Origin of the sequence: Erwinia sp. (assembly GCF_049696395.1) — a bacterium.
GTDB lineage: Bacteria > Pseudomonadota > Gammaproteobacteria > Enterobacterales > Enterobacteriaceae > Erwinia.
This window is the reverse complement of record NZ_JBAVTT010000024.1, coordinates 1-18,995: the sequence shown is the minus strand read 5'-3', so window position 1 is coordinate 18,995 and position 18,995 is coordinate 1. Positions and strand designations below refer to the sequence as shown.

The 18,995-nt window shown below is 54.4% G+C and carries 18 protein-coding genes; 8 read left to right on the top strand and 10 right to left on the bottom strand.

Annotated features, from left to right (window positions below; all coding sequences use genetic code 11):
- Positions 1–2,566, bottom strand: a 2,566-nt coding sequence (gene glnE, locus WCC56_RS03415; RefSeq protein WP_424691035.1) for a bifunctional [glutamate--ammonia ligase]-adenylyl-L-tyrosine phosphorylase/[glutamate--ammonia-ligase] adenylyltransferase, incomplete at its 3' end; no start/stop codon positions are given.
- 56 nt (positions 2,567–2,622) lie between these two features.
- The gene (locus tag WCC56_RS03410) at positions 2,623–3,927 is read right to left on the bottom strand and encodes an inorganic triphosphatase (RefSeq protein WP_424691034.1); all 1,305 of its coding nucleotides are present in this window, start codon (positions 3,925–3,927) and stop codon (positions 2,623–2,625) included.
- Between the two features lie 260 nt (positions 3,928–4,187).
- Here WCC56_RS03410 and WCC56_RS03405 point away from each other — a divergent pair, with 260 nt between their 5' ends.
- Positions 4,188–4,808 (top strand): TIGR04211 family SH3 domain-containing protein, encoded by a 621-nt coding sequence (locus WCC56_RS03405; protein WP_424691033.1) that lies wholly within the window; start codon positions 4,188–4,190, stop codon positions 4,806–4,808.
- A 139-nt stretch (positions 4,809–4,947) separates the two neighbouring features.
- Positions 4,948–6,174, top strand: a complete 1,227-nt coding sequence (locus WCC56_RS03400; RefSeq protein ID WP_424691032.1) for a multifunctional CCA addition/repair protein — start codon at positions 4,948–4,950, stop codon at positions 6,172–6,174.
- A 52-nt stretch (positions 6,175–6,226) separates the two neighbouring features.
- On the opposite strand, the gene bacA is transcribed toward WCC56_RS03400, so the two are convergent.
- Positions 6,227–7,045, bottom strand: coding sequence for an undecaprenyl-diphosphate phosphatase (gene bacA, locus WCC56_RS03395; RefSeq protein WP_424691031.1), 819 nt, complete (start codon positions 7,043–7,045; stop codon positions 6,227–6,229).
- Between the two features lie 143 nt (positions 7,046–7,188).
- Positions 7,189–7,548 (bottom strand): bifunctional dihydroneopterin aldolase/7,8-dihydroneopterin epimerase, encoded by a 360-nt coding sequence (gene folB / locus WCC56_RS03390; protein ID WP_424691030.1) that lies wholly within the window; start codon positions 7,546–7,548, stop codon positions 7,189–7,191.
- A gap of 107 nt (positions 7,549–7,655) precedes the next feature.
- Here folB and plsY point away from each other — a divergent pair, with 107 nt between their 5' ends.
- Both plsY and WCC56_RS03380 read left to right on the top strand, forming a co-directional pair.
- A complete protein-coding gene (gene plsY / locus WCC56_RS03385) occupies positions 7,656–8,261 on the top strand; it encodes a glycerol-3-phosphate 1-O-acyltransferase PlsY (RefSeq protein ID WP_424691029.1) in 606 nt (201 codons plus the stop codon).
- 83 nt (positions 8,262–8,344) lie between these two features.
- The gene (locus WCC56_RS03380; protein ID WP_424691028.1) at positions 8,345–8,587 is read left to right on the top strand and encodes a hypothetical protein; all 243 of its coding nucleotides are present in this window, start codon (positions 8,345–8,347) and stop codon (positions 8,585–8,587) included.
- Positions 8,588–8,639: 52 nt separating this feature from the next.
- Here WCC56_RS03380 and tsaD read toward each other — a convergent pair whose 3' ends face one another.
- Positions 8,640–9,659, bottom strand: a complete 1,020-nt coding sequence (tsaD, locus tag WCC56_RS03375; RefSeq protein ID WP_424691027.1) for a tRNA (adenosine(37)-N6)-threonylcarbamoyltransferase complex transferase subunit TsaD — start codon at positions 9,657–9,659, stop codon at positions 8,640–8,642.
- Between the two features lie 302 nt (positions 9,660–9,961).
- Between tsaD and rpsU the strand changes: the two genes are divergently transcribed.
- The 3 genes from rpsU (at position 9,962) to rpoD (ending at position 14,092) form a co-directional block, all read left to right on the top strand.
- Complete coding sequence (gene rpsU, locus WCC56_RS03370) at positions 9,962–10,177, top strand: 30S ribosomal protein S21 (RefSeq protein WP_001144069.1); 216 nt, start codon at positions 9,962–9,964, stop codon at positions 10,175–10,177.
- Between the two features lie 111 nt (positions 10,178–10,288).
- Entirely contained in the window at positions 10,289–12,034 is a 1,746-nt protein-coding gene (gene dnaG / locus WCC56_RS03365; protein ID WP_424691026.1) for a DNA primase, read from the top strand.
- A 219-nt stretch (positions 12,035–12,253) separates the two neighbouring features.
- A complete protein-coding gene (rpoD, locus tag WCC56_RS03360; protein ID WP_424691025.1) occupies positions 12,254–14,092 on the top strand; it encodes an RNA polymerase sigma factor RpoD in 1,839 nt (612 codons plus the stop codon).
- Between the two features lie 128 nt (positions 14,093–14,220).
- Here rpoD and mug read toward each other — a convergent pair whose 3' ends face one another.
- From mug to WCC56_RS03345, 3 genes are all read right to left on the bottom strand, one after another.
- Positions 14,221–14,748, bottom strand: coding sequence for a G/U mismatch-specific DNA glycosylase (mug, locus tag WCC56_RS03355; RefSeq protein ID WP_424691024.1), 528 nt, complete (start codon positions 14,746–14,748; stop codon positions 14,221–14,223).
- Between the two features lie 78 nt (positions 14,749–14,826).
- Complete coding sequence (locus WCC56_RS03350; protein WP_424691023.1) at positions 14,827–15,288, bottom strand: heme-degrading domain-containing protein; 462 nt, start codon at positions 15,286–15,288, stop codon at positions 14,827–14,829.
- 102 nt (positions 15,289–15,390) lie between these two features.
- Positions 15,391–16,311, bottom strand: coding sequence for a LysR substrate-binding domain-containing protein (locus tag WCC56_RS03345; RefSeq protein ID WP_424691022.1), 921 nt, complete (start codon positions 16,309–16,311; stop codon positions 15,391–15,393).
- A 141-nt stretch (positions 16,312–16,452) separates the two neighbouring features.
- Here WCC56_RS03345 and WCC56_RS03340 point away from each other — a divergent pair, with 141 nt between their 5' ends.
- Positions 16,453–16,842 (top strand): tautomerase family protein, encoded by a 390-nt coding sequence (locus WCC56_RS03340; RefSeq protein ID WP_424691021.1) that lies wholly within the window; start codon positions 16,453–16,455, stop codon positions 16,840–16,842.
- Between the two features lie 96 nt (positions 16,843–16,938).
- Here WCC56_RS03340 and WCC56_RS03335 read toward each other — a convergent pair whose 3' ends face one another.
- On the bottom strand, positions 16,939–18,099 hold the full coding sequence (locus tag WCC56_RS03335) for an alanine racemase (protein WP_424691020.1): 1,161 nt from the start codon (positions 18,097–18,099) through the stop codon (positions 16,939–16,941).
- A gap of 150 nt (positions 18,100–18,249) precedes the next feature.
- Positions 18,250–18,995 (bottom strand): porin (locus WCC56_RS03330; RefSeq protein ID WP_424691019.1); only part of this gene is annotated, 746 nt, incomplete at its 5' end.

Here is an 18,995-nt window from a genome sequence, read left to right as displayed (position 1 = left end):
ATTCAATATCAGTGATCCCGCCGCGATCGGCTTTCAGATCCCAGCGCCCTTTTTGCTTGTTGCCAAGGTGTGCACGCATTTTCTCACGCATCTCCCGCACCTCGACCTTTAGCTTATCAGCGTCACGCGGCAGACACAGGATCCCCCGGCGGATGTCATCAAAACGCTGACTCAGCGCAGCCTCGCCAAACACGATGCGCGCCCGCACCAGCGCCTGATGCTCCCAGGTCCAGGCTTCATTACGTTGATAATCATCAAACGCCTCAAAGGTGCTGACCAGCATGCCTGCGGCACCTGAAGGGCGCAGGCGCGCATCCACTTCATACAAAATGCCGGAGGAAGTGCGGGTGCTGAACAGGTGCATCACACGCTGCGCCAGACGCAGGTAAAACTGCCTGCCATCTATGCTGCGCTCGCCGTCTGTGACCGCATCAGCCGGGCAGTCATGCAAAAACACCAGATCCAGATCGGAACTGTAGCCCAGCTCCCAGCCGCCTAACTTGCCGTAACCGACCACCGCAAATCCGCGCTCCTGAACCTGAGTCAGATGCGAAGGACGGCCATAACGCTGAACCATCATCTGCCAGGCCTGCTGGACGACCTGCTCAATCATCGCTTCTGCCAGCCAGGTCAGATGATCGCTGACTTTCATCACCGGCAACGTCTCGGCGATATCTGCTGCAGCGATGCGCAGATGTTGCGCCTGCTTAAACTGGCGCAACGCTTCCAGCTGCTGCTCTTCATCCTCTTCCGGGATGCGCAACAGATACTGGCGCAGCTCATCGCGATAGGCATCCGTGGCGGTAGGCTGATAAAGCGTGGCAGGATCGAGAAGCTCATCGAGCAGCAACGGATAGCGTGCCAGCTGGCTGGCGACCATCGGAGAAGCCGCACACAGGCGGATCAAATGCTTTAAGGCACCGTGATACTCGGTCAGCAGCTCCAGGTAAGTGGTTCGTGTCACCACGCCCAGCAACAGTGGCGTCAGCCTGCTGAGCGCTACCGCGGCATCGTCACGCGGGCAAACTTCGCTCAGTAAACGGGGCATAAGCTGGTCGAGCGCCTGACGCCCACGCGGGCCAATAGTGCGCTTATCCACATCCTGACGGAAATCGTTGATGGTTTGCAGAAGACGCTGGCGCGCCTCGCTTTCAAGCTGCGGAACCAGCGGCGCAAGCTCGGCCTCTTCCAGCCGGTCTTGCCAGAGCACACCATAATCATCGGCTTCTTTATTGCCACCGGTTTCCGGCGTGTCGTCCCCAATCAGGTCATCGAAAATGGCGCGCACTGCCGCCATATGCCCTTCAAGCTGCTGGGTCAGAGCTACCCAGCTCTCCACACCCATCGCCCAGGCCATACGCTCGCGGTTTACATCGTCCGCTGGCAGAGTCTGGGTCTGTTCGTCATTGATGCTCTGCAGCAGATTCTCCAGACGTCGCAGGTAGAGATAAGCCTCGCCGAGTTGGCCCACCTGTTCGCCAGGCAGCAAATTCAGCTCACCAATGGCCTGTAGCGTCGGTAACAAAGCTCGCAGCTGCAGCGAACGCTCGCGCCCGCCACGGATCAGCTGAAACACCTGCACGATGAATTCCGTCTCACGGATGCCGCCCGCGCCTAACTTGATATTGTCGGTCAGACCACGCCGCCGGACTTCACGGGCAATCATGCTTTTCATATTTCGCAGCGACTGGATTACGCTGAAGTCGATGTAGCGGCGATAGATAAAAGGCCGCAGCATCTGCTGTAATTCCTGGCTCCAGTGGTCGTCAACACCGCCCATCAGGCGCGCTTTAACCATCGCATAGCGCTCCCAGTCGCGTCCTTGCTCCTGGTAATAATCTTCCAGAGCGGCAAAGCTCAGCACCAGCGGGCCGCTGTCGCCAAAAGGCCGCAGCCGCATATCTACGCGATAAACAAAGCCATCCACCGTGGGTTGATCGAGCACTTTGATCAGCCGCTGACCAAGCCGCGTGAAGAACTGAGCATTGTCCAGTTCACGCCTGCCGCCGGTAGTTGAGCCATTTTCCGGCCAGGTAAATATCAGATCGATGTCAGAGGAGAAGTTAAGCTCGCCGCCGCCCAGTTTTCCCATTCCGAGGATCAGCAAAGGCTGCGGCTCACCAGCAGCATTGACCGGTGTGCCGAATTCACGGCAGCAGGCCAGCCATAGCCAGTCACGGGCCGCCACAATCAGCGTTTCCGCCAGCTCGCTAAGCTGCTTCAGAGAGTCTTGCGTACTGCTTGTCGCCAGCGTCTGCATCCACGCAATACGCGTTAGCATATGGCGGCGGAACAAGCGCAGTTCACGCATCAGTGCGTTTTCATCCGCTACGCCAGCCAGTTTATCTGCCAGCCAGGCCGGATAGTGCCGCCACTCGTCCGACGCGGGAGCCTGCTCTTGCAGCGCTTGCCACCAGTCAGGATGGCGCGTCAGGTTATCCTGAACAAAGTCACTGAAGGCCAGCACACCTTGCTGTTCGGCGCTCAGTTCTCCCAATGCCGGGCTGAGCTGTTGAGCTTGTGCCGCTAACAGCGGCGGCAAGATCTGAGTAAGCGATGGCGACATAAAAACTCCCTGTTAACTGCGTAAATTCACTCTGCTCTCTGACCGGCTTGCACGACTCAAACGGTGCCGTTTTTCCAGAAGGCCGGTTGCTTAACAGCCTGACGGCAATGGCTCTCCAGCCAGACTTCCTGATGAGTTTCTATAGCCTGCGCAAGCTGTTGCCAGCTTTGCATCCAGGCCTCCACCGTCTCAGCGTCGTAGCCACCTGACAGTAACCGTGCCGCCAGCAACTGACGGTGTAGGCGATTAAGCTTGTCCTGATACTCGTTCATCTGACGCACATCATCGAAGGTCTCTTTTAAATCAGCGGCAATTCTTCCCAGCATGATGTCGCAGAAGCGTTTGAACGATCCCTGCAGTTTGGCATCGCCTTTCGCATCGACAAACCCGCGCCAGCGCTCGGTTACAATCCAGTTAGTGAGTGCTAACTGGGTCTGCAGAGAGAGCGTGCTGAAGCAGAGCTCAGCGGCCTGCACGTCATCTTCGCGCAGCGCTTCTTCCAGCCCGGTTAACGAGTGGCGCAACTCATTGCTGGCCTTACGCGGAACCAGCGAGCCAAACAGTGAGAAGGTTTGACGCACGGTCTCAAGGGCCTGCTGCACTTCATGCTGAGCAGCGCGGTTGCCCCGCAACCACAGTTCTTCATGATACTGCCACTGGCTCAGCGCCAGGGTGAAGGCCGCCAGCATCGCCTGCTCTACCGTGGCTTTCGGCGCGACTTTCATCACTTTCAGCGGCTGCAGTTCACGGGTTGGATTGCCTTTAGCCAGCGCGTAACCGCGCGCTGCTTTGCTCAGGCTACCCAAGCGCAATCCGCCCATATTCGCCAGTTCAGCGGCGAAGGCAAGCAGGTCATCCCGCTCGCCGGTTTTTAGCTCAAGTTCAATTTCACGCAGCGGCTCGCTCAGTTCACCAGAAGTGACATCGCCGCTATCAAACGCAACCTCAATCTCGCTCTTCAGGTAAGTAACTACCCACTTTTCACGCACAAAATGGGTGCTGAACAGCGGCGTTAACTGTTGCTGAAGGACGGCCAGATCGCAGCCCTGCGGCCAGATGTCTGTCGGTAACAGGGCAATATCCAGCTCTGGCTTCTCCAGCGCCACATTGTATTCCGGGCGCTGATGCAGGCCGCCTACGGTCTGCCCTGCTGTCTTCAGCGTCATTTCATAACTGTCACCGAAGCCACGAATGCGCAGCCCCATATCCCACCCGCGCAGCTTACTGTCTGCCGTTTCGAAGTAGATATTGGTCAGTTTCTGCGGTGCAGAGTGCTGATGCGGCCAGTTTGCCAGCTGTGCAGGCAGTTTTTCGGCGGCTTCTGAGGTGGCAATGAACTTTATTTCGATTTCGATGGTCATATTTTCTTAATCAGATGATTAGCGGTACGGTAAAGGGCGTGTTGGCCTGATTTTGCCGCTCATTTCATGATGGGGCACACAGTGGCCAGATATGATGTGAAGAGTAATGCAGAATCGCCGTGGCTGTCTTGGCTTTCTTATGCTTTCGCGTCAGCCCTCGCATAGCCCTGAGACCAGGAAAGTTCTCATTCAGCTTTATGCGAGCCAGCTCCAGACTGTTCCATTACTTTTGTCCAGGATCCATGTAAAAAAGACATCGAATGAAAAAAACTCAGCTTATTGCCCTCACTTTACTGACTTTTAGCGTAGCAGCCTCCGTTCATGCCGAAGAAAAACGCTATATTTCCGACGAACTTTCCACCTGGGTTCGCAGTGGTCCCGGTGACAATTTCCGCCTTGTTGGCACCCTGAATGCCGGCGAAGAAGTGCAGTTGCTGCAATCAAACGACAGCACCCATTATGCTCAAATCCGCGACTCAAACGGCCGAACCACCTGGATCCCTGAATCCCAGTTAAGTCAGCAGCCAAGCCTGCGTACTCGCGTGCCTCAACTGGAACAGCAGGTAAAAGACCTGACTGACAAGCTGGCCAACATTGACGGCAGCTGGAACCAGCGCACCGCAGAGATGCAGAAGAAAGTGGCCGGCAGTGACGGCGCGATCAACAGCCTGAAGGACGAAAATCAGAAGCTGAAAAACGAACTGGTTGTGGCACAGAAAAAAGTGAGTGCCGCCAACGTTCAGCTTGATGATAAGCAGCGCACCATCATTATGCAGTGGTTTATGTACGGCGGCGGCGTTGCCGGTGTCGGCCTGCTGTTGGGTCTGCTGTTACCTCACATGATCCCGAGCCGTAAAAAGAAAGACCGCTGGATGAACTGACCGTTCACCGGACAGCATAAGGGCATCCATTGATGCCCTTTTTTGCCTGCCTGTCATTCAGCAAACCTCACCCGCAAAGGTGGGAGAGGATCTACACTTCTAGTATGATGCCTGAAACGTTTAACTCAGGAGCGTGGTAGTGAAGACTTACCTTGTCGGTGGCGCGGTACGCGATGCACTGTTAAATCTGCCGGTCAAAGACAAAGATTGGGTAGTGGTTGGCGCCTCTCCGGAAGAGATGCTGAGCCAGGGGTATGAGCAGGTTGGCCGTGACTTCCCGGTTTTTCTGCATCCTGAAACCCATCAGGAGTATGCGCTGGCGCGCACCGAGCGCAAAAGCGGCAGTGGCTACACCGGTTTTGTCTGCTACTCCGCCCCGGACGTGACGCTTGAGCAGGATTTACAGCGCCGCGATCTGACCATCAATGCTATTGCCCAGGACGATGATGGCCGCTTATACGATCCCTACGGCGGGAAAGCGGACCTTGATCAACGTCTTCTGCGCCATGTTTCTGCCGCTTTTAACGAAGATCCGCTCCGCGTGCTGCGCGTGGCGCGTTTCGCTGCGCGTTTTGCCCATCTGAATTTTGTGGTCGCTGAAGAGACTCAGGCGTTGATGCGCTGGATGGCGGAAAGCGGTGAGCTAAATACGCTTACCCCTGAACGGGTCTGGAAAGAAACGGAAAAAGCGCTGGAAACCCGCAATCCGCAGGTCTATTTCCAGGTGCTGAGAGATTGCGGCGCACTGGCCGTGCTGTTCCCGGAACTGGATAACCTTTACGGTGTGCCCGCCCCGGCCAAATGGCATCCTGAAATCGATACCGGGGTTCATGCCCTGATGACGCTGGCTATCGCCGCCCAGCTCAGCCCGGATATCGCCATTCGTTTTGCTACTCTTTTCCATGACGTGGGCAAAGCGCTTACCCCTCCAGAGAAATGGCCCAGCCATCACGGGCACGGCCCGGCAGGTGTTCCGCTGGTAGAAGCGTTGTGCCAGCGCTTGCGCGTACCGAATGCCATCCGCGATCTCGCCCTGCTGGTCACTGAATTTCACGATCTGGTCCACACAGTGGAACGCCAGAGCGCTGAAACCCTGGTTGCCTTATTTGATCGTATTGATGCCTGGCGTAAACCCCAGCGAGTGGAGCAAATCGCGCTGACCAGTGAGGCTGATGCACGCGGGCGAACCGGTTTTGAGAGCAATACTTATCCGCAGGGAAACTTTCTGCGTCAGGCGTTTGAGGTGGTATCGAGCGTGTCAACAAAAGAGGTAGTCGCTGGCGGATTCAAAGGGATGGAAGTCAGGAAGGAGCTAACCAGAAGAAGGATTGCGGCGTTGAACAAATGGAAGGAACAGCAGGGATAAGGCAGTCCCGCAGCGGCCTCAGCAGGCCAGCTACGGGACTAAGCACGCTCAACTACACAAAGATCATGTAGACCGCAGCCGCCACAATAAAGCGGTAGATAGCAAACGGCACGAACGAGATGCGCTTGATCAGGTTCAGGAACACCTTGATGGCAATAAGAGCCACGATGAAGGCCGTGACGAAGCCAACAGCAAACATCGGGAAATCGGCCATGGTCAGGAAACCAATGCTCTTATAGAGATCCAGTACCGTGGCACCCATCATCATCGGCACGGCCAGAATGAAGGAGAATTCTGAAGCTGCATAACGGCTTACGCCCATCAGCATACCGCCAGAAATGGTCGCACCAGAGCGGGAGAAGCCAGGCCACAGCGCCAGGCACTGGAAGCAACCGATCACGAACGCCTGGCGATAGGTCATATCATCCACGCCTACGGCTTTCGGGGTTTTGGGCTTCAGATATTCCGCTGCCAGCAGCAACACACCGCCGACAACCAACGCATACATCACGTTAATTGGATTGAATAACTCTTTAATTTTGTCGTGTAAAAGCAGACCGATAACCACGGCTGGCACCATACCCAACAGGATATGGACAAGCGTCAGATGCCCTTTGCCGGTGCCTTCATGCGGGACTTTACCAAAATGAATGCCAATCAAACCGAACAGTCGACGCCAGAACATCACTACTACGGCTAAAATGGAACCAAGCTGGATAACAACCTCAAAGGTGTTCGCCTTGTCGCCTTCAAATCCTAACAAATGACCGACAATGATCATGTGCCCGGTGGAGGAGACAGGAAGAAACTCCGTTAACCCCTCAACAATGCCGAGTATTGCTGCCACCCATAGCTGATGAATATCTGCCATCCAATCTACCCCTATCCGTATAAAAACCATTAAAAAGGCGGTTGCTTAACGCTACCGCCAAATTGTGCCCAGGTTGAGTTAGGCCAACCTTAAGACAGAGCATAATGTGGTTTGGTTTCACCGTGATGGCAATCACATTGGGTTTATTTCGGATTAGTCCCGCGTTCGATGATCACCCCGACCTGGGCTGCCTGAGCTACTGCACCGGGTTTGCTGAGCTTAATTCGCACCCATGGCGAGTTGAATCGTGCCAGTAATAACGCCGCCACTTCTTCCGCCACACGCTCGACCAGCGCAAATTTGCCCCCGGCTACGTGATGAATAATGGCCTCGGACACATCGGCGTAGCTCAGGCAATCATTGACATCGTCACTGGCGGCGGCCTGACGATTGTCCCAGGCCATTTCGACATCGAACACCAGTTTCTGTTGAATGGTCTGTTCCCAGTCGTAAACACCAATGGTGGTGATGACCGCGAGTTGTTCAATAAATACAATATCCATGATGGCCGTCTCTGTTTTTGTGGTTGCCGGATACCACTTCCGGCGGATTATGCGTATTATCCACGGATGACGAGAACAAAACGACCCCTACTAGATGGAACGGTGTTATGAGTGTATTCGCGCTTGGTATGATTCTTTTCGCGTATCTGTGCGGCTCCATTTCCAGCGCAATCCTGGTTTGCCGACTGTTCAGACTGCCGGACCCGCGCCTTAATGGTTCCGGTAATCCCGGCGCAACGAATGTGCTGCGCATCGGCGGGAAAATTCCGGCGGCTATGGTGCTGGTTTTTGATGTTCTCAAAGGCATGCTGCCCGTCTGGCTGGCTTACCATTATGGCGTGTCGCCACTCTATCTGGGCTTAATCGCTATTGCCGCCTGTCTGGGCCACATCTATCCCGTCTTCTTCCACTTTAAAGGCGGCAAAGGCGTGGCTACGGCTTTTGGTGCCATTGCCCCCATCGGCTGGGATTTAACCGGGTTGATGACCGGAACCTGGCTACTGACGGTTCTGTTGAGCGGCTACTCTTCGCTAGGCGCTATTATCAGTGCCCTGATCGCCCCCTTCTACGTCTGGTGGTTCAAACCCCAACTTACCTTCCCGGTTGCCATGCTTTCGTGCCTGGTGCTGCTTCGTCATCACGACAATATTCAGCGTTTGTGGCGCGGGCAGGAAACGAAGATCTGGAAGAAGAAAAAGAAAAAATCCAACTAACTATTGCATCCTGTTACCTGCAACACTAATTCTAAAATCTCTTCTTTAGCTAAGGCTAAATAATCATTAAAAGGATGTTACAAATGAAAGAGTTAAACAGTCAGGAAATTATGCAGGTTAGCGGTGCAGGTTGTATCCAGGATGCTCTTAGTGGTTTTGGTTCCAAGCTTGGCGAGGGCCTTTTCAGTTTATTCGGTCTGTCAGAAATGGGTAATGGGGGTGAGATTGGTAAAACTGTTGGCACCACCATTGGCGGCAGGGTGGAAGCTGTCATCGGTAAGATCCCGTTGATTGGCGGGTGGTTAGGCGGTCTGCTGGGTAACTAATACCCACGTCCTTCGTACTCTGCCATCATCTGGGATGATGGCAGAGTAGAAACTACTCCTGCAGCGCAGGCAGTTCCGCCAGCGGCCAGCGAGGCCGAACAGTCACACTCAGCTCTCCCCGCGTTCCCCCTTTCATCCGCACCATTCCAGCATAAGCGATCATCGCGCCATTATCGGTACAGAACTCAGGTCGCGCATAGAAAACTTCACCACCGCGAGCCTTCATCACCTCCGCCATTTTGCTGCGCAGGGTGCGGTTAGCACTGACGCCACCGGCAATCACCAGTCGCTTGAAACCCGTCTGCTCCAGAGCGCGTTTGCATTTGATTGCCAGCGTATCGACTACCGCATCTTCAAAGGCGCGGGCAATATCTGCACGAGTCTGATCGTCATCGCTATTTTCACGGATGGTATTAGCCGCAAAGGTTTTCAGTCCCGAGAAACTGAAATCCAGCCCTGGACGGTCAGTCATTGGACGAGGAAAAATAAAGCGTTTTTCCGTGCCCTGCTGAGCCATTTTCGACAGCATTGGGCCGCCGGGATAATCCAGACCCAGCAGCTTAGCGGTTTTATCGAAGGCTTCACCTGCCGCATCGTCCACGGACTCGCCCATCAAGCTGTACTCACCAATGCCGGTCACGCTGATTAACTGGGTGTGTCCACCAGAAACCAGCAAGGCGACAAAAGGAAACTCGGGCGGATTCTCTTCCAGCATGGGGGCCAGAAGATGGCCTTCCATATGGTGGACGGGAATGGCAGGCACGTCCCAGGCAAAGGCCAGAGAACGGCCGATAGTGGCGCCAACCAGCAGTGCGCCAACCAGACCAGGACCAGCCGTATAGGCGACAGCATCGATATCTTTCGCCTGCAATCCAGCCTCTTGCAAAGCAGCCTGGATCAGCGGCACGGTTTTCCGCACGTGATCGCGCGAAGCCAGTTCCGGAACCACACCGCCGTAATCGGCATGCAGTTTGACCTGGCTGTAAAGTTGATTGGCGAGCAAACCGGCGGTTTCGTCGTAAATGGCGATACCGGTTTCATCGCAGGATGTTTCAATTCCAAGCACACGCATGACTTTATTTACCTCATTCTGGCGGCGCGCAGTGTAGCATGAAGGCCTGGTGGAGAGCGGCAATTTTGCAACGAAAAACGTGACTCCCTGAAAAAACAGAGGAAAATATTTTCGCTGCCGCGTCTGCATTGATGTATACTCCTTGGCCTGAAAAAACCGGCAGTGGCACAGGCGCATCTGTTGGTAAGATAATGCTATGGTGCTTTACAACGCTGCCTGTGTTGGAGTAAAATTCCGCACCATTTTGAAACAAGCTGGCACCGACGTCAGCACAAAACCGATTTTATCGAGGTGAGAGTTACATGCCGGTAATTAAAGTACGTGAAAACGAGCCATTTGACGTAGCACTGCGTCGCTTCAAGCGTTCTTGCGAGAAAGCAGGCGTTCTGGCTGAAGTTCGTCGTCGTGAGTTTTATGAAAAACCGACTACCGAACGTAAGCGCGCTAAAGCGTCAGCAGTTAAACGCCACGCGAAGAAACTGGCTCGCGAAAACGCACGCCGCACTCGTCTGTACTAGTCGTTGAGGGTTCGCCCTCGCGTTTTACAGACAAGTAGTAGTTAAGAAGGCCGTGCTTTCCGAAAGGAATGCGCGGCTTGTTCTCGTTTATGCACTGATAAACCGGGGCTTATGGCTGGACGAATTCCACGTGTATTTATCAATGACTTGCTGGCGCGCACGGACATCGTGGACCTCATCGATGCACGGGTAAAGCTGAAAAAGCAGGGCAAGAACTACCATGCGTGCTGTCCTTTCCATAACGAAAAAACCCCTTCTTTCACCGTAAACGGTGAGAAACAGTTCTACCACTGCTTCGGCTGTGGCGCCCACGGCAATGCTGTCGACTTCCTGATGAACTACGATCGTCTGGAGTTTGTTGAAAGCATCGAAGAGTTGGCTACCCTGTACGGACTTGAAGTGCCGTACGAAAGCGGAACCGGCCCAACCCAGTTAGAGCGTCATCAGCGCCAGAGCCTCTATCAATTGATGGGCGGCCTGAACGAGTTTTATCAGCAGTCGCTGTCACAGAGTCAGTCTTCAGGCGCGCGCGAGTATCTGGCGAATCGCGGTCTGAGCGACGCTGTCATCAAGCACTTTTCCATCGGCTATGCCCCTGCAGGCTGGGATAACGCCCTGAAGCGCTTTGGTCGCAATCAGGACGATCGCCAGTCATTAATCGATGCAGGCATGTTGGTCACTAACGATCAGGGCCGCAGTTACGATCGCTTTCGCGAACGGGTAATGTTCCCGATCCATGACAAGCGCGGGCGGGTAATAGGATTTGGCGGGCGCGTGTTAGGCGATGCGATGCCGAAATACCTCAACTCCCCCGAAACCGATATTTTCCATAAGGGTCGTCAGTTGTACGGCCTGTTTGAAGCGCAGAAGAACCATCCAGAACCGGCGAAACTGCTGGTCGTTGAAGGCTATATGGATGTGGTGGCACTGGCACAGTTCGGGATTGATTATGCCGTTGCCTCGCTGGGAACCTCGACCACACCCGAGCATATTCAGCTGCTGTTCCGCACGACTGATACCGTAATTTGTTGTTACGACGGTGACAGAGCAGGCCGCGAAGCCGCCTGGCGTGCGCTGGAAACCGCATTACCTTACATGAATGACGGTCGTCAGCTACGCTTTATGTTTCTGCCTGATGGTGAAGACCCGGATACGCTGGTGCGTAAAGAGGGTAAAGAGGCCTTTGAAGCCCGGATGGAGCAGGCAATGCCGCTCTCCGCGTTCCTGTTTGACTCTTTACTGCCTCAGGTTGATTTGCGCTCGCCAGATGGTCGCGCTCAGTTGAGCACCCTGGCTTTGCCACTGATCACGCAGGTTCCTGGTGAAACATTACGCATCTATCTGCGCCAGGAGCTGGGTAACAAACTGGGGATCCTTGACGACAGTCAGCTGGATAAGCTGATGCCGAAAGTCGGTGCGAAAGCCAGGCTTCCCCAACAGCCCCAGCTAAAACGCACAACCATGCGTATACTTATTGGATTGCTGATCCAGAATCCGGCGCTGGCGAAGATGGTGCCGCCGCTGGAAGGATTAGAGGCGTCAGATTTGGCGGGATTCCCCCTTTTTGTGGAGTTAGTGAGCACTTGTGTTGCTCATCCTGGCCTGACCACCGGACAGCTACTAGAGTTATACCGTGGAACAAAATTTAGCCAGAGCCTTGAAACTCTGGCCACATGGAACCACATGATCGTAGAAGATGAAGTGGAAACCATGTTTCAGGACTCACTGGCCAGCATGTATGACGCGGCGCTGGAACGCCGGCTCGAAGAGCTGATTGCGCGCGACCGCACCCATGGCCTGAACTCGGAAGAACGCCGCGAGTTCTGGACGCTGAGCCAGGCATTAGCAAAGAAATAGATCGACGGCTGATTTTTTCGCCGTTTACAGAATTGAGAAGCGGACATCGCTTCTAAAAGATCAAACCGAACACTGCGGCTTAAGTGCCGATAATCCGCCAGGTTGAGCCTGGCAGCCGCTTGGATGGGCAGCGGCATAAATCCAACGCCCTCACTGTTATTGTTGGCTTGTTAGCCGACCGACACCAATCTAATTTAACAGAAGTGTGGATACCGTCTTATGGAGCAAAACCCGCAGTCACAGCTTAAGCTTCTTGTCACCCGTGGTAAAGAGCAAGGCTACCTGACCTATGCCGAGGTCAATGACCATCTGCCGGAAGATATTGTCGACTCCGATCAGATCGAAGACATCATTCAGATGATCAACGACATGGGCATCCAGGTTGTAGAAGAAGCGCCTGATGCCGACGATCTGATCCTGAACGAGAATAGCAGCGACACTGACGAAGATGCTGCTGAAGCAGCCGCTCAGGTGCTGTCCAGCGTTGAATCTGAAATCGGGCGTACTACTGACCCGGTGCGTATGTACATGCGCGAAATGGGTACCGTTGAACTTCTGACGCGTGAAGGCGAAATCGACATCGCTAAACGTATCGAAGAGGGTATCAACCAGGTTCAGTGCTCCGTTGCAGAATACCCGGAAGCTATCACCTATTTGCTGGAACAGTATGACCGTGTTGAAGCGGGCGAAGCACGCCTGTCAGACATGATCACTGGCTTTGTCGATCCTAACGCTGAAGCAGAAATTGCCCCTACAGCCACGCACGTTGGCTCTGAGCTTTCTGAAGCAGAACGTAGCGATAACGACGAAGAAGAAGAAGAAGACGACGATGCGGAAGATGACAACAGCATCGACCCGGAACTGGCGCGCGAGAAGTTTAACGATCTGCGTGTACAGTACGAGAAAGCGCGTACCGTGATCAAAGCTAAAGGCCGCAGCCACCCTGATGCCGCAGCCGAAATCCAGAATCTTTCTGACGTCTTCAAGCAGTTCCGCCTGGTGCCGAAGCAGTTCGACTTCCTGGTCAACAGCATGCGTACCATGATGGATCGCGTGCGCACTCAAGAACGTCTGATCATGAAGTTCTGCGTTGAAATCTGCAAAATGCCGAAGAAGAACTTCATCACGCTGTTCACCGGCAACGAAACCAGCGAAACCTGGTTTAAAGCGGCGCTGGCAATGAACAAGCCATGGTCCGAGAAGCTGAAAGACGTCACTGAAGACGTCCAGCGCGGCCTGATGAAGCTGGGACAGATCGAGCAAGAAACCGGTCTGACCATCGAGCAGGTTAAGGACATCAACCGTCGTATGTCTATCGGTGAAGCGAAAGCCCGCCGTGCGAAGAAAGAGATGGTTGAAGCGAACTTACGTCTGGTTATCTCGATTGCCAAGAAGTACACCAACCGTGGCCTGCAGTTCCTGGATCTGATTCAGGAAGGTAACATTGGTCTGATGAAGGCTGTTGATAAGTTTGAATATCGCCGTGGTTATAAGTTCTCAACTTATGCCACCTGGTGGATCCGTCAGGCTATCACCCGCTCCATCGCTGACCAGGCGCGCACCATCCGTATTCCGGTGCATATGATTGAGACTATCAACAAACTCAACCGTATTTCACGCCAGATGCTGCAGGAAATGGGTCGCGAGCCTACGCCAGAAGAGCTGGCCGAACGCATGCTGATGCCGGAAGATAAAATCCGTAAGGTGCTGAAAATTGCCAAAGAGCCGATCTCCATGGAGACGCCGATTGGTGATGATGAAGATTCGCATCTGGGTGATTTCATCGAAGATACCACGCTGGAGCTGCCACTGGACTCCGCCACTTCTGAGAGCCTGCGCTCTGCCACGCATGACGTGCTGGCAGGCCTGACGGCCCGTGAAGCGAAAGTTCTGCGTATGCGTTTCGGTATCGATATGAATACCGACCACACGCTGGAAGAAGTGGGCAAGCAGTTTGACGTAACCCGTGAGCGTATTCGTCAGATTGAAGCGAAGGCGTTGCGTAAACTGCGTCATCCAAGCCGCTCTGAAGTGCTGCGTAGCTTCCTGGACGATTAATCGTTCCACAAGCGCCAGTAAAAAAGCCCCTGCATGCAGGGGCTTTTTTTTATGTGACCGATCCGTACTGAAGAGTGTTGATACTCTTCCGACTGAATTCCTGACCCGTCATAAGCTCTTGTGACGACTTAGCGGCCTCGCGTTGCCAGCGCGGTATCCAGTTCGCGATAGGCGGCTGCCAGCTCATCCTGCGAAGCCCGGTTCAGTCCGCTGGGATTGGGCAGCACCCAGACTTCCGTATCGCCGATAGTTTGCGGCTGCCTGCCCCACTCCACCTTACTGACACGGAAGGCCTGTTTATAGGCCTGCTTGCCCAGTACCGCCAGAGCAGAAGGCTGATAGTGCAGGATCTTCTCAATCAGCGCTTTTCCCCCGTCTCGCAACTCCATGCCGGTAAGCTCAGTCGCCTCTTTGGTCGGCCGCTCGACCAGCATAGTGATGCCACAGCCGGTTTCCAGCAGCTGTATTTCCTCTTCCGGCTGCAACTGTTTGCTGGTGAACCCAGCCTGCCAAATCGTCTTCCAGAAGCGGTTGCCCTTGTGGGCAAAATGGAAGCCCCGGTGCGCGGAGGATTTACCGGGATTGATCCCACAAAATATCACCCGCAAACCCGGTGCCAGAATATCGGTAATCGTATGCTCTTCGGTCTCACTCACGGCTCTTTTCTCTTACTGCAGCAGCGATCCTGCCAAAACAGAGTAGCGCATGACGTCGTCAAGTTTTGAGGTAAAAGGTTACAAAACTTGCTGGATACCCCACATCGCCAGCGCATGATCCTCATGCGAGGGCAGGCCACTCACCGTCACCGCGCCAATAATCCCACCGCCGGTAAGCAGCAACGGGAAGCTTCCGCCGTGGTCGGTATAACGCTCAGGATCCAGATAGTTCATCTGCTCCATTCGCGTGCCGGCCACTTCATTGACTTCACCGGTATATAACGAGGCATGACCATTACGCAGCGTTGTGTTGCGTTTACGGGCTATCCATTCCAGATTCTCGGCGCTTGAGCCTGGCAATGCCGCGCAGAATAACACCTGCCCAAAGGCATAGACTTCGATCGCTACAGGGTATTTTTCCTGCGAGGCACGCTGATGGATCGCCTCGCCCACTTTCCAGGCATCATCAAAACTGAACTGGGTTACACGGACAATGTGTTCCTGCTGGAGCAGGGTTTCAAGGCTGGGAACGCTGGACATAGGACTCTCCGGGAAGGGGAAGTAAGAAAGTCCTCAGCATAGTTGATTACTATTTTCCAAAACATGAAAATATGAAATATAAGTTTTATTTTGCGAAGCCGATCACTGCTTAAATGCCTCCCTAAGCCAGTGAATAAACCCACTAACCGCACGCGGAACCTGAGCAGACCAGGGACGCACAACGTAGAGCCTCTCCGCAAAAGCCCCGACAGTTTGCCACTCTGGCAGGATTTCCACCAATCGCCCTTCCCGGAGCGCGGCTCTGGCACTGAAGTCTGGCAGCAAAGCGATGCCAAGGCCGTCGAGCGCCGCATCACGAATCGATTCACTGTTGTTGGTGGCAAAAGGGCCGCTGACATTTACCGTCACTGACTCCTCTCCCGCCTTACGGGAAGCAAAGGTCCAGCGAGGCATTTCTGTTCCGCGTGGGTAATAAAGGCACAGATGATCGCCGAGCGCTTGTGGCGTCTCAGGAAAACCATGCTGAGCAAGATAGGCCGGAGAAGCGACCACCTGAGCCTGTGTGGTACACAGCGGCAAGGCAACGTGGGTTTCTGGCAGCGTATCGCTGTGTCTGATGGCGAGGTCGAACCCTTCGCTGGCGAGAGAAACCAGCCGGTCCGAAACCTCCAGCTGCACACGCACCTGCGGATGCTCACGCAGAAAAGCGGTGATGTGTGGCACCAACTGCTGGCGCGCAAAAGCCACCGGAGCCGTAACCCGGACCAGACCACGTAACGGGCCAGCCGAATCACGCACGCTGAAAAAGCTCTGTTCGATTTGCGCAAAAGGCTGCCGCAACTCTTCCACCAACTTCTCCCCGGCACTGGTCAGCCGCACGCTGCGCGTTGTTCGCGTCACTAAGGGTACGCCAGCCAGATGCTCCAGCTCTTTAATCTTCTGGCTCATTGCCGCTTTGCTGACGTCCAGGCGCTCGGCAGCACGGGTAAAGCTCCCCTGCGCTGCCAGCACCGTCAGCCAGTGCAGGTGGATCCACAGCGCGTCAGTCTTCACATCTTTCATTTTTATTGTTCACAATAGTAAATAATCAATTCAAGTATAGCGCTTTTTCCCCGCGCACAATCCCCGTAAAGTGAACAACAGACATGACGCAGCCAGTCTGCTTTTTTGCCATAAAATTCAAATATTTCAGGGGAAAAATCCATGCCATTACTGCATTTTGATGTGATTCAGGGCCGTTCAGAATCCGAGATGAGAACCTTACTGGATGCAGCGCACCGCGCGGTTCTGGCGGCCTTTAAAGTACCAGAACGCGATCGTTACCAGATTGTTCACGAAAACAAAGCTTATCAGATGGTGTTTGAGGATACCGGGCTGGGTCTGACCCGTACCGACAATCTGGTGATGGTGCGGGTGTTTACCAGCCCCCGCAGCGATGAACAGAAGCAGTTTTTTATGGCCGAACTGTGCCGCGAGCTGAAAGAGAGCTGCGGGATTTTGGGCAGTGACGTGATGATCAGCTTTATCACCAACGGCAAAGGCGACTGGAGCTTTGGCAACGGCGTAGCGCAGTACATGACCGGCGATCTGTAAAATGACGGCGCGCTACTCAGATGAGCGCGCCAGCCTTGCGGTTTCTCCAGCTAAAGCGCTCCCGCGCATCAAATAATGCCCTATCCGATCCCTGTTTTACAAAAACTGTCCGCGAGCATCGATAGTGATGATATCCGCCGTGCCATCAGGCTTTCTCATGACAAAATGCGTAAACTGGGCCATCACCGCGCACGAATGGTTGGGAAAAATTCGCATCAGACTGCCAATTGCCGGTTTGTTTCCACCATGGGGAATAAACCCATGTTCCTCCGATAATTTCTCCACGCGATAGTGCCGATCCGTCAGCTCATTCACCGCCAGACCGAAATCGGCTGCACTCGTTCCGTGCGGACCTTTGTCAGAACTAAGCGCTTTTGAGCCCGCATCAATAATCGCGTAGCGATCGTTTACCGACACCACTCGGGCCACCACGCTGATAGCGACGTCATCCAGCGAGCAGAGTTGCAGGCGCAACCCCGTGAGATCTAATAAGGCGTAATTACCAGGACGAATTTCGTGATAGCCAGCCGGTAAAGACGCACCAAGTATCGACGGCGTTGCACCGACGGAGAGTGCGACCCCGACAAACCCAGCGTCCTGCAGGCGCTGACGCAGTCCCTGCAGACAGTGAGCTTCCGCCTGCACAATGTCCGCCATTTGCTCAGGGTTCTGGGCACCGTAAGCATGTCCTGCATGAGAAAGCAGCCCGGCAAAGTGCAGCCCCTCTGCTTTCAGTGCGCTGGCCAGCAGCAAAGCGTCATCGCTTTCAGGGTTAATGCCTACACGCCCGAGCCCCACATCGACTTTAATCCAGACGGATAATTCAAGCGAGGTTACCGCTGCGGCAGCTTTGGCTATGGCTGCAACGCCTGCCACTCCCGCGACAATAACGCCAAGTTTGCTGCCCGTGCTGGCGGCAACAGAGAACAGCTCGCTGACCGTTTCTGCCCGCACCACCGGATAAGCCAGCAACACATCACGCACGCCGCCCTTAATGAAAACCACGCCTTCACTGGGCTTGGAAACGGTGATCCCAACCGCGCCCAACTCAATCTGCCGTTGAGCGATCGCCACACTTTTATGGGTTTTCACATGTGGGCGAAGTTGCACACCCCCAGCCGCCGCCAGTTGCTGCATCCGCTGTAAATTGCGCTCAAGTCGTTGAGCATCGATGTCAATATATGGCGTCAGTCGGTCGTCATAGAACGGACGATCGCTGCCTGCAACTGCCTCTGATACTGCCTTCGATTGATTCACTTTTCCTCCATTTCCCTGGCCTCTCCCTTATCAGGAGTGATAGCCCAATCCTAACCTGAATCCTGTTCAGGGGAAAAAAAAAGCGCCCCGGTATAAGCCAGGGCGCTGTTGTTCTGCAGAAGCGGCGAAGTGCTTCGCGGCTAAAAAAGATTAGAAGTCGTAACGCAGACGCACCAGGTTCATGTCGCCCTCGTTATCGGAGCTTGAAGTGAAGACGTGTTCGTAGTCCACACGGAAGCCGTAATCCAGTTGGAAGGTTACGCCTACGCCGTTATCGATGCGCTGGAAGTCGCGGCCGTTGATGTATTCCAGGCGGTCACCCATAAAGTATGGCATCACGGTTTTCAGCGCGTACTGTCCTACCGGAATGGTGTAACCGGCCAGATATTCAATACCCCACGCATCGCCAGCGAAGTAGTTATCCACGTTGACTTGTTTGGTGGTCAGGAAGTTCTGGTAATAACCGCCGCCGAAGCTGAAGGTCCAGTTGTCCGGCTTCCAGCTCAAAGACGTGCCGTAGATATTCTGATCGTAGGTTTTGTTGTCGCCGTTGCCAGGATTGCGGATTTCAGCACGGGTATAGTTCCATGCGGTGCCCCAGGTCAGATCTTTGGTCAGGTGATAATCCACACCCAACGATCCGCCACCTTCACGCTTGTAGCGCAAGCCGTTACCCGGCAGGTATTCGTTATCGCTGAACAGGTAAGAAGCATAGACGTCTGCCGCACCGTAAGTGTTTTTGTACTTCAGCATTTTACGTGAACGATATGAGCCATCGTAGTCGCCGTTGATGCCGTTACCCGGGCCCTGGGCGCGCATGTCGTAATCCCAGATATCCGTTTTCGCGCCAACCACATCATAGTAAACGCTGTTCTGCTGGCCGAAGGTCAGCTGGC